Source organism: Allobosea sp. Leaf344 (assembly GCF_001426225.1).
GTDB lineage: Bacteria > Pseudomonadota > Alphaproteobacteria > Rhizobiales > Beijerinckiaceae > Allobosea.
The window spans coordinates 122,977-136,890 of the sequence record NZ_LMRT01000014.1 but is presented as its reverse complement, the minus strand read 5'-3'; the positions used below and the strand labels follow the sequence as shown (position 1 = coordinate 136,890).

At 69.2% G+C, this 13,914-nt stretch carries 15 protein-coding genes; 11 read left to right on the top strand and 4 right to left on the bottom strand.

Going from position 1 to position 13,914, the window contains the following annotated elements; genetic code table 11:
* Positions 1-50 precede the first annotated feature (50 nt).
* Together ASG72_RS12650 and ASG72_RS12645 are read left to right on the top strand one after the other, a co-directional pair.
* Positions 51-1,208, top strand: coding sequence for an FAD-dependent oxidoreductase (locus ASG72_RS12650; RefSeq protein ID WP_056712807.1), 1,158 nt, complete (start codon positions 51-53; stop codon positions 1,206-1,208).
* Between the two features lie 110 nt (positions 1,209-1,318).
* Positions 1,319-2,098: an enoyl-CoA hydratase/isomerase family protein gene (locus ASG72_RS12645; RefSeq protein ID WP_056712805.1), complete on the top strand. Its 780-nt coding sequence runs from the start codon at positions 1,319-1,321 to the stop codon at positions 2,096-2,098.
* Between the two features lie 10 nt (positions 2,099-2,108).
* Here the strand turns inward: ASG72_RS12645 and ASG72_RS12640 are convergent, their stop codons facing one another.
* Both ASG72_RS12640 and ASG72_RS12635 read right to left on the bottom strand, forming a co-directional pair.
* On the bottom strand, positions 2,109-2,441 hold the full coding sequence (locus tag ASG72_RS12640) for a hypothetical protein (RefSeq protein WP_056712803.1): 333 nt from the start codon (positions 2,439-2,441) through the stop codon (positions 2,109-2,111).
* 55 nt (positions 2,442-2,496) lie between these two features.
* Entirely contained in the window at positions 2,497-3,237 is a 741-nt protein-coding gene (locus ASG72_RS12635; RefSeq protein ID WP_056712801.1) for a GntR family transcriptional regulator, read from the bottom strand.
* A 128-nt stretch (positions 3,238-3,365) separates the two neighbouring features.
* On the opposite strand from ASG72_RS12635, the gene ASG72_RS12630 reads away from it, so the two are divergent.
* From ASG72_RS12630 to ASG72_RS12605, 6 genes are all read left to right on the top strand, one after another.
* Positions 3,366-4,037, top strand: coding sequence for a cyclase family protein (locus ASG72_RS12630; RefSeq protein ID WP_056714576.1), 672 nt, complete (start codon positions 3,366-3,368; stop codon positions 4,035-4,037).
* 30 nt (positions 4,038-4,067) lie between these two features.
* Positions 4,068-5,459: a hypothetical protein gene (locus ASG72_RS12625; RefSeq protein WP_082540312.1), complete on the top strand. Its 1,392-nt coding sequence runs from the start codon at positions 4,068-4,070 to the stop codon at positions 5,457-5,459.
* A 148-nt stretch (positions 5,460-5,607) separates the two neighbouring features.
* Complete coding sequence (locus tag ASG72_RS12620; RefSeq protein WP_056712799.1) at positions 5,608-6,567, top strand: amidohydrolase family protein; 960 nt, start codon at positions 5,608-5,610, stop codon at positions 6,565-6,567.
* A complete protein-coding gene (locus tag ASG72_RS12615) occupies positions 6,564-7,109 on the top strand; it encodes a TRAP transporter small permease (RefSeq protein ID WP_056712797.1) in 546 nt (181 codons plus the stop codon). The genes ASG72_RS12620 and ASG72_RS12615 overlap by 4 nt, the downstream gene beginning before the upstream one ends.
* Positions 7,106-8,389 carry a TRAP transporter large permease subunit gene (locus tag ASG72_RS12610; RefSeq protein ID WP_056712795.1) on the top strand — a complete coding sequence of 428 codons (1,284 nt, stop codon included), beginning with the start codon at positions 7,106-7,108 and terminating at the stop codon, positions 8,387-8,389. Before ASG72_RS12615 ends, ASG72_RS12610 begins: the two co-directional genes overlap by 4 nt.
* 33 nt (positions 8,390-8,422) lie before the next feature.
* Positions 8,423-9,418: a TRAP transporter substrate-binding protein gene (locus ASG72_RS12605; RefSeq protein ID WP_056712793.1), complete on the top strand. Its 996-nt coding sequence runs from the start codon at positions 8,423-8,425 to the stop codon at positions 9,416-9,418.
* A gap of 48 nt (positions 9,419-9,466) precedes the next feature.
* On the opposite strand, the gene ASG72_RS12600 is transcribed toward ASG72_RS12605, so the two are convergent.
* Entirely contained in the window at positions 9,467-10,675 is a 1,209-nt protein-coding gene (locus ASG72_RS12600) for an amidohydrolase (protein WP_056712791.1), read from the bottom strand.
* Between the two features lie 106 nt (positions 10,676-10,781).
* Positions 10,782-10,985 carry a hypothetical protein gene (locus ASG72_RS12595; protein ID WP_056712789.1) on the bottom strand — a complete coding sequence of 68 codons (204 nt, stop codon included), beginning with the start codon at positions 10,983-10,985 and terminating at the stop codon, positions 10,782-10,784.
* Positions 10,986-11,206: 221 nt separating this feature from the next.
* Here ASG72_RS12595 and ASG72_RS12590 point away from each other — a divergent pair, with 221 nt between their 5' ends.
* Genes ASG72_RS12590 through ASG72_RS12580 form a run of 3 tightly spaced genes read left to right on the top strand, consistent with a single transcriptional unit; the run spans position 11,207 to position 13,849 of the window.
* Positions 11,207-11,974 (top strand): SDR family NAD(P)-dependent oxidoreductase, encoded by a 768-nt coding sequence (locus ASG72_RS12590; protein WP_056712786.1) that lies wholly within the window; start codon positions 11,207-11,209, stop codon positions 11,972-11,974.
* On the top strand, positions 11,967-12,818 hold the full coding sequence (locus tag ASG72_RS12585) for a transketolase (protein ID WP_056712783.1): 852 nt from the start codon (positions 11,967-11,969) through the stop codon (positions 12,816-12,818). Before ASG72_RS12590 ends, ASG72_RS12585 begins: the two co-directional genes overlap by 8 nt.
* Positions 12,815-13,849 (top strand): transketolase family protein, encoded by a 1,035-nt coding sequence (locus ASG72_RS12580; RefSeq protein WP_056712782.1) that lies wholly within the window; start codon positions 12,815-12,817, stop codon positions 13,847-13,849. The genes ASG72_RS12585 and ASG72_RS12580 overlap by 4 nt, the downstream gene beginning before the upstream one ends.
* Positions 13,850-13,914: the final 65 nt, after the last annotated feature.

The window sequence follows — 13,914 nt, the reverse complement described above, 5'->3', positions numbered from 1 at the left end:
TTCGCCGCGCCTCGGCCCGGCTTTCCCCCGCCCCTCGTCGGGAGGCCGTGATGGTCGCGGCTGCGGATCCCGCGCATGAGCTCGTCCTGGTCGGAGGCGGGCATACCCATGTGCAGATCCTGACGGATTTCGCCGCCAGGCCAATGCCCTCCTGCCGGCTGACGCTGGTCACGGACCGGCTGCTGACGCCCTATTCCGGCATGCTGCCGGGCCATGTCGCGGGGCTCTACCGCCATGAGGAGATGCATATCGACCTGGCGCGGCTGGCGCAGGCGGCGCGCGCGCGGCTGATCCATGCTCCCGCGGAGGGGCTCGATCGCCGGGAGAAGCTGGTGTGTCTGGAGGGGGCGCCGCCCCTCCCCTATGACACGCTGTCGCTCGATATCGGCATCACGCCCGATCTCGGCGCCATCGCGGGGGCCGAGCGCCATGGGCTCGCGGTGAAGCCGATCGGCAGTTTCCTGCATCGGCTGGAGCCGCTGCTGGCGTCGGCCGCGCAGCCGGACGGTCCGCGGCGCTTCGCCGTGGTCGGCGGCGGTGCGGCCGGGATCGAGATCGCCTTCGCGTTGAACGCGCGGCTGCACGGCATCGCGGAGGCGCATCGGCTCGGTGCCGGCGCCTTCGCCGTGACGCTGGTCAGCGGCGAGGAGATCGCGCCGTCGCTCAATGAAGGGGCGCGCCGGCGCATTCTGGCGCATCTCGCAGGCAAGGGCATCGCCGTCATCTCCGGCTTCCGCGTCGCCGGCATCGATCCGGCGGGGATCCGGGCGCAGGATGGCAGGGTTCTCGCGGCCGAGGCCGTGCTGATCGCCACCGCCGCCCGCGCGCCGTCCTGGCTCGGGCGGACCGATCTGCCTCTGGCCCCCGACGGATCGGTGCGGACGCGGCGGACGCTGCAGGTGCTGGATGACGAGGCGGTCTTCGCCGTGGGCGATTGTGCCGTCGTCACCGCCGATCCGCGGCCCAAGGCCGGAGTCTTCGCGGTTCGCCAGGGCCCGACCCTAGCCGCCAATCTGCGCACGCGGCTGCGGGGCGGCGCCATGCGGGAGCATGCGGCGCAGCGGGCCTATCTCACCTTGCTGATGACGGGCGGGCGCCACGCCATCGCCGCCCGCGGCCGCTGGTTCTCGCTCGAGGGCCGCCTGGTCTGGCATTGGAAGGATCTCATCGACCGGCGCTTCATGGCCCGCTTTTCCGCGGGACGCTGAGCCGGCGCCCTGCGTCGCGATCTTGCATGCAGGATAGCGGTGCGCGTTGACGTGCGCAGGAGCGGCTCCGATAGTCGCCGGCCTGTCTGGCCTTGAATCGGGAGCACGCCATGGACGATGAGATCCTCTACGCGGTCACGGATGGCGTCGGCATGGTGACGCTGAACCGCCCGCAGGCGCGCAACGCCCTGACCTTCGGCATGTATGAGCGGCTGGCGACGATCTGTTCGGACCTGCCCGGCCATGGAGCGCCGAAGGTGCTGGTCATTACGGGCGCGGGCGAAAAAGCCTTCGCCGCGGGCACCGACATCTCGCAGTTCCGCGCCTTCGCCACGCCGGAGGACGCGCTCGGCTATGAGGAGCGGATCGACCGCATCCTGACGGCGATCGAAACCTGCCCGATCCCGACCATCGCCGCGATTTCCGGCGCGGTCACCGGCGGTGGAGCCAGCATCGCCTGCGCCTGCGACATGCGCATCGCGACCGCCAATGCCCGCTTCGGCTTTCCCGTGGCGCGCACGCTCGGCAACTGCCTGTCGATGAGCAGCTATTCCAGGCTGGTCGCGCTGCTCGGCGCGGCGCGGGTCAAGGATGTCGTCTTCACCGCGCGGCTGGTTGAGGCGGAGGAAGGGCTCAGGGCGGGGCTCTACAACGAGATCGTGCCCGACCATGCGGCGCTGATGCAGCGCGCGCAGGAGCTCGCCACCACGATCTCCGGCCATGCGCCGCTGACGATGCGTGCCACCAAGGAAGCCCTCCACCGGCTGGCCCATGCCGGGCCGCTGCCGGCCGGGGATGATCTGGTGGTGATGTGCTATATGAGCGCGGATTTCCGCGAGGGCATGGAAGCGTTCCTCGGCAAGCGCCCGCCGCAATGGCAGGGGCGCTGAGCGCTCGCCGCTATTTCCGGCAGGCGAAGGGCGGGAAGGTGCTGGCCATGCCGGCATTCATCGCCGCGAGCACCATGATGTTGGCGATCTCGAATTCCTCGGTACTGCGCGGGCAGACATTGCCGGCCTCAGTGCAGCCCGCCGCCAGGAACGCCGCGTGATCGGCGAGGAAGCCGGCGCTCAGCCCCCTGCTGCCGCGCCGGGCGAGCGTCTCCGTCCAGGCCTTGCCGTAGCGCTCGCATTTCTGCTCGCTCCAGCTCTTGCCCGCCGGCAGTTGCGCCCCGGCCGGAAAGGTCGCGGCGAGGCAGATCAGCAGGGCGCAGAGGCTGGCGGCAATTCGCATGGGGACACTCGCTCTCGCGGGGAACAGGCACCTGCTGCCGTGGCGAGCAAAGCTGTCATGATTGTGGCGGGGCCGCGCCCGGCTGCCGCGCTTCGAGCGCCGCGACGAGGCCGGACAGGCCGTTGCGGACATGGTCGCGAAGAGCCTGGGCGCAGCGTTGCGCATCGCGGGCGCTCAGCGCATCCAAAATTTCCTGATGCTCCTGGATCGCGGTCTTCCAGCGTTTGGGCCAGAGATTGGAGGAATAGCGCGCGCGGTCGACGCGCAGCGCCAGCAGATCCCAGACCCAGATCAGGATCGGATTGCCCGAGAGCATGACGATGCGCCGGTGAAAGGCCTTGTTGGCCTCGAAATAGCCCGGCAGCTCGTCCCGCGTATGGTGCAGCAGCATCTGGTAATGCAGCATGCCGATCTCGGCCACCGCTTCGTCGGTGGCGTTCCTGGCTGCGAGCTCGCCGGCCAGCCCCTCGATCGTCGAGACGACGTCGATCAGCGCGCTCACCTCCGCCAGATCGAGCTCCGACACGATCGCCGACTGGTTGGGCAGCGAGGTCAGCAGCCCGTCCTGGATCAGCGTCTTGATGGCCTCGCGCACCGGGGTCCGCGAGACCTGCAATTGCTCGCAGAGTTCGCGCTCGTTCAGCCGCGAGCCCGGCGCCAGCACGCCGGTGACGATCATGTTGCGCAGCTGGGCGACCGTGTTGCCGTGCAGGCTGCCCTTGCGCCGCTCCGCCTCCGGCGTCGGCAGCTTCGCCAATAGCGCCGCGAGCGGCGTCGTCTCATGCGCTGCGGTCATGGCTGCCCCGGCTCTTCCCGTCGACTTGACGATCCCGAATTCTTGTATGCAAGATGACGTCTCTCATTCAAGGGCCGGCCACGGCGCTCCGGCGGCCGCCGCGGCCCGATCTCCCGATGGACCATCACATGCAGATCATCGACCTTTCAATGCCGATCGCGCCGCATTTTCGTTGGCCGGCGGAGCTCGGCGTCAAGGGCGATATCGCGGCCGGCGACCAGTTCCGCGTCTCGCGGCTGCATACTCCCTGCCATGGCTTCTCGCATGTCGATGCGATGGCGCATTTCGTCGCCGGCGCGCCGACGATCGAGGCAACGCGGCTCGGCGATGTGGTCGGGGCGTGTCGCGTGCTCGATCTCAGCGGCAGGCCGGACAATCAGCCGATCCTGCCCGAGCATCTCGCCGCGGCCGATCCCGGCGGCGCGGAGCGCGAGATCCTGCTCCTCAAGACGCATTGGAGCGACAGGCGCGACTATCGCGACAAGAGCTTCTGGACCGAGGCGCCCTGGCTGACGCTGGAATCGGCGCAATGGCTGGCCGGCCGCCGGCCGAGCGCCGTGGCTTTCGATTTCCCCCAGGATTTCCCGATCCGCCTGCTGCTGGACGGCAAGGAGGTGCCGAAGCCGGAGCATGTCACGCATGACATCCTGCTGAAGACCGGCGTCACGCTGATCGAATATGTCGTGAATACCAGCCGCCTGACGGCGCCGCGCAACCTGTTCTCGGCAGCCCCGCTGCTGATCCCGAACGCCGACGGCGCCCCCGCCCGGATCTACGCCATCGAAGGCCTCGCGGTCTGATCGGCACCTCTCAGCGACAGGATTTTCGACGTGAACATCGCCCAGATTTTCGAGCGCCAGCGCGATGGCGCGGCACGCAGCATTTCGGCCGGGATCGTGGGGGCCGGCGAGTTCGGCGCCTGTTTCGTCTCGCAATCGCGCCTGACGCCGCATTTCGAGACCCGCGCCATCTGCGACCGGGATCTCGGCCGGGCCCGCCAGGCGGCGCTGGCCGGTGGGGCGAGCGAGGCCGAGCTCGCGATCTGTGGGAGCGTCGCGGAGGCCGAGGCCGCTTTCTCGCGCGGGCAGATCGCGCTGGTGGACGATGCCATGCTGCTCGCCGCGCTGCCGATCGAGGTGGTGATCGAGGCGACGGGCGATCCGGAAGGCGCTGCCGTCACCGCCTTGGCGGCGATCGAGAACCGGCGGCACCTCGTGATGGTGACGAAGGAGACCGAGGTGGTGATCGGCCCGATGCTCGCGCATCTCGCCGCCCGCAACGGTGTTGTGCACACCCCGGTCGACGGCGACCAGCCGAGCCTGCTGATCGGGCTGATCGGCTGGGCGCGCATGCTCGGGCTGCCGGTGATCGCGGCCGGGAAATCCAGCGAATCGGATTTCGTCTGGGATGCGGAGGACGGCACCGTCACCGCCTGGGAGACACCTGTGCCCGCAGCCGATTTCGCCGCCCGCTTCGGCGGCAAGGCGAGCGAGCCGATGGCGCTGCTCGCCGCGCGGGCGACATTGCCCTTCCCCCGCACCACGGTGCCCGATCTCTGCGAGATGGGCATCGTCGCCAACCATACCGGCCTGATGCCGGACCGGCCGGAGCTGCATGCGCCGATCGCCCGGACGATCGAGCTCGCCACGCTGTTCAGGCCGGCGAGCGAGGGCGGGCTGCTCGCCGGGCCGGGCCGCGTCGACATGTTCAACTGCCTGCGGCGCGCGGACGAGCTGAGTTTCGCGGGCGGCGTCTTCATCGTGGTCGAGGCGCCTGACCTGGCGACCGGGCGGCTCCTGGCCGGCAAGGGCATCCCCGCCTCGCCCGATGGGCGCTATGTCATGCTGCACAACCCCGTGCATCTGCTGGGGGCGGAAGCGCCGATGTCGGCGCTCTCGGCGGCGCTGCTCGGCGCCACGACCGGCGGCAGCGAGGTGCGCCCCCGCATCGACCTCGTCGCCCGTGCGCATCGCGATCTCGAACCCGGCGACCGGCTGAGCATGGGCGCGCGCCATGTGCTGGACGGACTCGACCCGCTGCTCCAGCCGGCGCAGCGCCTCGGCCCGGAGAACCCCCTGCCCTATTACCTCGCGACCAATCTCACCGTGATGCGGCCGGTGAAGCGCGGCGCGATCCTGACCGGGGCCGATGTCGCGCTGCCGGAAGGATCGACGCTGCTGCGCCTGCGCCGGGAGCAGGACGCTCTCTTTATGACCGCATGACGTAAGGGTTTGACAGGCTCCCGGCCGCGTTTCAGTATGCTGCATACAATATATCGAGAGAGCGGCGGGCGTCGGCCCGAGCCGCCTCCGGGGCGGAAACGATGGAGAGTGCCGTGAGCTGCCTGCCCTGCCGGCGAGGATCCTGACGATGCCGCGGGCGCCTGCCGAAGCCAGGGCGCGGTTCCTCGCCTCCGGCGCGGATGAGGCGCTGCCGATCATCGACGCCCATCACCATTTCTTCGATCTCGACCGCAACCGGCATCCCTGGCTGCAGGGCGAGCGGCTCGCCTCCTTCCGCTATGGGGATTACGGCGCGATCTGCCGCAACTTCCTGCCAGAGGATTATCTGGCCGCCGCCTCGGGCCATCTCGTCGTCGGCAGCGTGCTGATGGAGGGCGAATGGGACCCGGCCGACCCCATCGGCGAAATGGCCTGGGCGACGGAGGTGGCGCAGGCGACGGGACGCCCCGATGCGGCGATCGGCCAGATCTGGCTGGACCGGGAGGATGTCGGCGCCGTGATCGCCGCCTATCGTGGCATGGAGCTGGTCAAGAGCGTGCGCCACAAGCCGGCCGCCACGAGCCGGGCCGAGCATCACCCGCGCTACGCCGCGAAGGGCTCGATGCGTGATCCGCGCTGGCGCGACGGCTATGCGATGCTGGGGCAGGCGGGGCTGCATTTCGACCTGCAGACGCCCTGGTGGCATCTCGACGAGGCCGCCGAGCTCGCCGCCGACATGCCGCAGACGCTGATCATCCTGAACCATGCCGGGCTGCCGGCCGACCGCAGCGCGGAGGGGCTGCGGGCCTGGCGGGCGGCGCTCGACCGCCTGGCGCGCCAGCCCAACGTGGTGGCGAAGATCTCCGGCATCGGCGTGCCGGGACAGGCCTGGACGCTGGAGCTGCAGCAGCCGGTGGTCGACGGGGTGATCGCCGCCTTCGGGGTCGAGCGCTGCGCCTTCGCCAGCAATTACCCCGTCGACGGGCTGTGCGCCCCGTTCGGGACGATCTTCGAGGTCTTCAAGGCCGCGACCCGCCGGTTCGCTCCGGAACAGCGCCTGGCGCTGTTCCACGACAATGCCGCGCGCTGGTACGGAGTCGGCCCATGAAGGCCCGCGCCTGGCTGCTGCGGCTGGTCGAGAACCTGCTCATCGCCGGCTTCGTGGCGATGATCGCGCTGGTCTTCGGCAATGTGGTGCTCCGCTACGGCTTCAACTCCGGCATCATCCTGTCGGAAGAGGTCTCGCGCATGATCTTCGTCTGGCTGACCTTCGGCGGCGCCTTTCTGGTGGCGCGGGAGGGCGGGCATCTCGGCATGACCGCCATCGTCACCATGCTGGGCCGGCGCGGCCGCTGGGCGTGCCGGCTCGCCGCGGAAGCGCTCTCGCTCCTGTGCATGGGCATGCTCGTCTATGGCTGCTGGCTGCAGATTCTGATCAACATCGACAATTACGCGCCGATCACCGGCATCCCGCTCGCCGTCACCTATATGGCCGGGCTCGCCTGCGGGCTCGGCATCGGCAGCCTCAACCTGCTCGCGCTGCACGCGCTGCTGACCGGGACGATGGCGGATTCCGAATTGGTGATCGGCGCGGATTCCGAGGAGCTCGCCGCCTTCGAGGCGCGGATGGCGGCGGAGAAGCGGTCGTGACCGTCTTCGTCTTTCTCGGTTCGCTGCTCGGGGCGATGTCGCTCGGCCTGCCGATCGCGATCGCGCTGATGGTCTGCGGCGTCGCGCTGATGCTGCAGCTCGACAGCTTCGACTCGCAGATCCTGGCGCAGAACCTGGTCGGCGGCGCCGATTCCTTCCCGCTGATGGCGGTGCCCTTCTTCATGCTCGCCGGGGAGCTGATGAATGCCGGCGGGCTGTCGCGCCGGATCATCGCGCTCGCCGTCACCCTGGTCGGCCATATCCGAGGCGGGCTCGGCTATGTCGCGGTGATCGCGGCGCTGGTGATGGCGAGCATCTCCGGCTCGGCCGTCGCCGACACGGCCGCTTTGGCGGCGATCCTGCTGCCGATGATGCGGCAGGCCGGCTACAGGCTGGATCGCTGCTGCGGCCTGATCGCGGCGGGCGGCATCATCGCGCCGGTGATCCCGCCCTCGATCGGCTTCGTCGTCTTCGGCGTCGCGGCCGGGGTCTCGATCACGCGGCTGTTCCTGGCGGGAATCGTCCCCGGCATCCTGATGGCGGTGGCGCTGGTGATCACCTGGTACATCGTGGCGCGCGACGAGCCCGTCGCCCGCAGCCGGCGCGCCGGGGCGCGGGAAATCGCACGGGCGGCGCTGGACGGACTCTGGGCGCTGGGCCTGCCGGTGGTGATCATCGGCGGCATGAAGGCCGGTGCCTTCACCCCGACGGAGGCGGCGGTGGTGGCTGCGGTCTATGCCGCCTTCGTCGGCGGCTTCGTCTACCGCGAGCTCAAGCCGGAGCATCTGCGCCCGGCCCTGCTGGCCGCGATCAAGATGTCGGCCGCGGTGATGTTCCTGGTCGCGGCGGCGCTGGTATCGGCCTGGCTGATCACGATCGCGGATATTCCCGGACAGGTCGCCGGCCTGCTCGGGCCGCTGATCGAGAACAAGACGCTGCTGATGCTGGCGATGATGGCGCTGGTCGTCGTCGTCGGCACCGCGCTCGACTTCATCCCCACCGTGCTGATCCTGACCCCGGTGCTGATGCCGATCGTCAAGCAGGCCGGCATCGACCCGGTCTATTTCGGCGTGATGTTCATCATCAACAACGCCATCGGATTGCTGACCCCGCCGGTCGGCACGGTGCTCAATGTCGTCTGCGCCGTCGGTCAGGTGCGCATGGATCGCGTCATCCGCGGCGTGATGCCGTTCCTGCTGGCGCAGCTCGCGGTGCTGCTGCTGCTCATCCTCGTGCCCGAGATCGTCACCATCCCGGCCAAATGGCTCTATGGCCGCTGACCCGCAAGCAACGACAACAAGAGGAGGAACGTCATGACCATCGACCGCAGGACCATGCTGAAGGGCGCCGGTGCCGGTATCGCCCTGTTCGCGATCGGCAGACCCGCTCTGGCGCAGACGGCGAAGCTGCGCTTCGCCCACCCGCATCCGGAGGCCGACAGCTGGCACAAGGCCGCGCTGATCTTCGCCGACAAGGTCAAGGCGGAGAGCAATGGCCGCTATGAGATCCAGGTCTTCCCGAATGGTGCGCTGGGCTCCGACGCGCAGACGATCAGCGCCGTGCGCGGCGGCTCGCTCGACATCTGCCTGACCGGCAACCCGTTCTTCACCGGCCTCGCCCCCAAGCTCAACGTGCTCGACCTGCCCTTCCTGTTCCAGAGCCGCAAACATGCCGCCGCGGTGATGGACGGGCCGATCGGCGACGGGCTGCGCAAGGAGCTGGAAGGCTCCAACCTGAAGGCGCTGGCGACCTGGGAGATCGGCTGGCGCAACCTGACGAACAACCGCCGGCCGGTGGCCAACGCCGCCGACATCAAGGGGCTGAAGATCCGCACCACGCCGAACCCGGCCCATATCAAGGCGTTCCAGCTGCTCGGCGCCGTGCCGACGCCAATGGCCTTCACCGAGCTCTTCACCGCTCTCGAAACCGGCGCGGTCGACGGGCAGGAGAACCCGGTGACGCTGATCCTCAACGCCAAATTCTTCGAGGTGCAGAAGCATTTGTCGCTGACGCGCCATGCCTTCACCACCGGGCCGGTGGTGATGAACAAGGGCAAGTTCGACGCGCTGCCCGCCGATGTCCAGGCGATGCTGACCCGGATCTGCGTCGAGATCGCCGGGGTTCAGCGCCAGATGAACGAGGATACCGAGGGCTCCAGCCTCGAGGCGCTGAAGAAGGCGGGGATGCAGGCGGTGGAGAATCCCGACCGCGATTCCTTCGCCAGGATCGTCACGGCCGAGGTCGAGAAGGAATTCGTCTCGAAATTCGGCGGCGATACGCTGGAGGCGATCAAGAAGGCGGCGGTCTGAAAGACGGGCGCGCCGCACCCCGAGCGGGGGCGGCGCGCCGAAATCTGCTCAGGCGGCGATCTCCAGCGGCTCCGTCTTCAGCTCCTGCGCCACGACATTCACCCAATAGCGCACGCCGTCGGGGATGATCGCGTCGTTGAAGTCGTAATGCGGCGTGTGCAGGCCGCTGAAGCTGCCATCGGGCGCGACGCCGTTGCCGATCCGCATGAAGGCGCCCGGCCGCTGCTGCATCATCTCGGCGAAATCCTCGCCGCCGGTGCTCGGCCGGATGGCGCTGTCGACCTTGGCCGCGCCGACCGAGGCGGCCGCCGCGGCGACGGCGACGGCGACCTGCTCCGGCTGGTTGAGGAGCGCGCGCGGGCCCCGCTGATAGCTGGCCTCGGCCTGGCAGCCCCAGGCGCGGGCCGTGGCCGTGGCGAGTTCGGCGATGCGCCGCTCGACCATGTCGCGGACCTCGTCGGAATAGGTGCGGGCGGTGCCGCCGATGACGAGCTCCGAGGGCACGACGTTCGATGCCTGCTCCGAACCGCTATGGATGAAGCCGACGCTGATCACGCAGGTGTCGAGCGGCGGCACGTTGCGCCCGACGATGCCCTGCAGGCCGAGGGTGAAATGCGCCTGGGCATAGGTGATGTCGGTGGAGAGATGCGGCTGCGAGCCGCCATGGCCGCCGACGCCGCGGAAGGTCACCTTCCAGCTGTCGGCCGCCGCCAGCATCGGGCCGGTGCAGGTGCCGAACTGCCCGACCGGCATGCCGGGCGAATTATGCAGCCCGTAGATCGCGTCGCAGGGGAAGCGCTCGAACAGCCCGTCCGCCAGCATGGCGACGGCCCCGCCCCGCCCCTCTTCCGCGGGCTGGAAGATCAGGTTGACGGTGCCGGCGAAGTCCGGGTTCTGGGCGAGATAGCCGGCGGCGCCGAGCAGCATGGTGGTGTGGCCGTCATGGCCGCAGGCATGCATCTTGCCGGGATGGCGCGAGGCATGCGGCAGGTTGGTCTGCTCGTCGAGCGCCAGCGCATCCATGTCGGCCCGAAGCCCGACCGCGCGCTTGCCGGGCCTGCGCCCGCGGATGACCCCGACGACGCCGGTGCCGCCGACGCCTTCCGTGACCTCGATCCCCCAGGCGCGCATCGTCCTGGCGACGAGCGCCGCGGTGCGCGTCTCCTCCAGCCCGAGCTCGGGATGGGCGTGGATGTCGCGGCGGATGGCGGTCAGTTCGGCATGGTGACCGGCGAGCCAGTCTTCGAGCGTCTGCATGATGATCTCCCTTGGTGGGAGAGACCGTAATGCCGCCCTCTCACGGCAACAAGGCGTTTGCCGTCATGGGCTTGCGAGGGCAGCGCATGCGCGGGTCGGAAGAGGCTCACTCGGCCATGCAGGCCGCGTCATAGGCGTCCTGCAGCATCTGGCGGCAGGCCTCGGCCTGTTCGCGGGCGGAATCGAGGATGATGTGCTGGGTGATCTCGGCGAGGTCGCGCAGCGCGAAATCGACGGCGGAGAGAAGGTCGAGCGCATCGGCGCCGACGACAGGCTGTGGACGCAACCGGAACTGAAGGATCTGACCCATTACACCGCTCGAAATGACACCGAATCGCGCTGCAGTGTTGCGCTCAGCCGGTCAGGGAGTGGTTAACGGGCGCGGCCGGGGCTGCTCCAATCCGGCACTGCCGAGACGGCGCGCTCCGCGCCCGCCGCCCATGCCGGCGCGAGCGAGATAGGCCTTGCCCCGCGAGGCTCAGCCGACAACACTGCCGGCAAAGCGAGAGAAGACGCCACGGGGAGAGACGCATGCTTCTGCAGGGCAAGGTCGCCGCGATTTCCGGCGCGGCCGGACGGCGCGGCATCGGCCTCGCGACCGCCCGGCTCTTCGCCAGCCACGGCGCCAGCGTCGCCATCCTCGATCTCGACGAGACGGCGGCGATGGAGGCCGCCGCGACGCTCAGCGCCGACCAGGAGGGGCAGCGGCATCTCGGCCTCGCCTGCGACGTGGCGGACCGCTCCTCGACCATCGCCGCGGCCCAGCGCGTGCTCGCCCATTTCGGCCATGCGCATATCCTGATCAACAATGCCGGGATCTCGCAGCCGGCCAGGACGATGGAGATCGAGCCCGCCGATTGGGACCGGATCCTCGACGTCAATCTGCGCGGCGTGCTGAACCTCAGCCAGGCCTTCATCCCGCATTTCCGCTCGCGCCGATCCGGCAGCATCGTCTGCATGTCGTCGGTCTCGGCGCAGCGCGGCGGCGGCATCTTCGGCGGCCCGCATTATGCCGCGGCCAAGGCGGGGGTGCTCGGCCTCGCCAAGGCGATGGCGCGCGAGCTCGGGCCGGACGGCATCAGGGTGAACTGCGTCACACCGGGTCTCGTCGAGACCGACATCACCGGCGACGCGCTCACCCCCGCCATGAAGGCGGAGATCGCGAGCGGCATCCCGCTGGGCCGGCTCGGTGCGCCTGACGATGTCGCCGGGGTCTATCTCTTCCTGGCCTCCGATCTGTCGCGCTACGTCACCGGCGCGGTGATAGACGTCAATGGAGGCATGCTGATCCATGGCTGAGGCGCCCCGCCCCGCCCTCCCCAACCTCTCTCTGGCCGAGCGCGCCTGGCGGATCCGGCGCAACGCGCTGCGCATGGGCGAGGTCCAGGGCCAGGGCTACATCGCCCAGGCGCTCGGCATCGCCGACGTGCTGGCCGTCGCCTATTTTCATGCCCTGAGCTACCGGCCGCATGAGCCGGAATGGGAGGGGCGCGACCGTTTCCTGCTCTCGATCGGGCATTACGCGATCGCGCTCTACGCGGCGCTGATCGAGGCCGGCGTGCTGCCGGAGGACGAGCTCGAAACCTATGGCGGTGACGACAGCCGGCTGCCGATGTCCGGCATGGCGGCCTATACGCCGGGCATGGAGATCACCGGGGGCTCTCTCGGCCACGGACTCGGCATCGCCGTCGGCATGGCCCTTGGCCTGAAGCGCAAGCGCTCGCGGAGCTTCGTCTACACGCTGTTCTCCGATGGCGAGCTGGATGAGGGATCGGTCTGGGAAGCCGCGATGGCGGCGGGCTCGCACCGGCTCGACAATCTGATCGGCATCGTCGACGTCAACAACATGCAGGCCGACGGGCCCTCGACCCAGATCATGAATTTCGAGCCGCTTGTCCCGAAATTCGAGGCGTTCGGCTGGCTGGTCCAGCGCGTCGACGGCAATGATCTCGAGGCGCTGGTCACGGCCTTCGATCTCGCGCGCCATGCGACGGTCACCAGACCCCGCATCATCATCTGCGATACCAGGATGGCGAAGGGGGTGCCCTTCCTCGAAGAGCGCGAGCGCAACCACTTCCTGCGGGTCGAGCCGGAGGAATGGGCACGGGCTCTGGACGTGCTGGACCAGGGGAGGCCGGCATGAGACGCTCGAAATATCTCCGGCCGGCCCATCTCGACGCCCCTGCCGGGGGCGGCGCGCGGCTGAAGACCTCCGCGATGATCGCCTCCATCGCCGGCCCCGACCAGCGCACCAGAGCCGCGCCCTTCGGCCAGGCGCTGGTCGAGCTGGGCAGGACGCGGCCCGACGTGCTCGGCATCACCGCCGATCTCGGCAAGTACACGGACCTGCATCTCTTCGCCAAAGCCTATCCGGACCGGTTCTACCAGATGGGCATGGCCGAGCAGGTGATGATCTCGGCCGCGGCCGGGCTGGCGCGGGAGGGGTTCACGCCCTTCGCCACGACCTATGCCGTCTTCGCCTCGCGCCGCGCCTATGATTTCATCTTCATGGCGATCGCCGAGGAGAATCTGAACGTCAAGATCGTCTGCGCCCTGCCCGGCCTGACCACCGGCTATGGGCCGAGCCACCAGGCGACGGAGGATCTCGCCATCTTCCGCGGCATGCCGCAGCTGACGATCATCGATCCCTGCGACGCGCTGGAAATCGAGCAGGCGGTGCCGGCGATCGCGGCGCATCAGGGGCCGGTCTATATGCGGCTGCTGCGCGGCAACGTCCCGCTGGTGCTGGACGAATACGATTACAGCTTCGAGCTCGGCCGGGCCAGGATGTTGCGCGACGGCAGCGACGTGCTGATCATCTCGTCCGGGCTGATGACGATGCGGGCGCTCGAGGCCGCAAAGCTGCTCGCCGCGGACCGGATCGACGTCGCGGTGCTGCATGTGGCGACGATCAAGCCGCTCGATGCCGAGAGCATCCGCGCCGCCTGCGCCCGGACCGGGCGGCTGGTCGTGGTGGCGGAGAACCACAGCGTCATCGGCGGCCTCGGCGAGGCGGTGGCGGGCGAGCTGCTGCGCGGCGGCATCCACCCGGCGGGCTTCCGCCAGATCGCGCTGCCCGACGCCTTTCTCGATGCCGGCGCGCTGCCGACCCTGCACGAGCGCTACGGGCTCTCGACGGAGGCGGTGGTGGCGCAGATCAAGAGCTGGCTCTAGGGGCGAGCGCGCCCCGGCTTTGCAATTCGTCAACCCTGTCGAGACGGTACGAGCATCACATAACG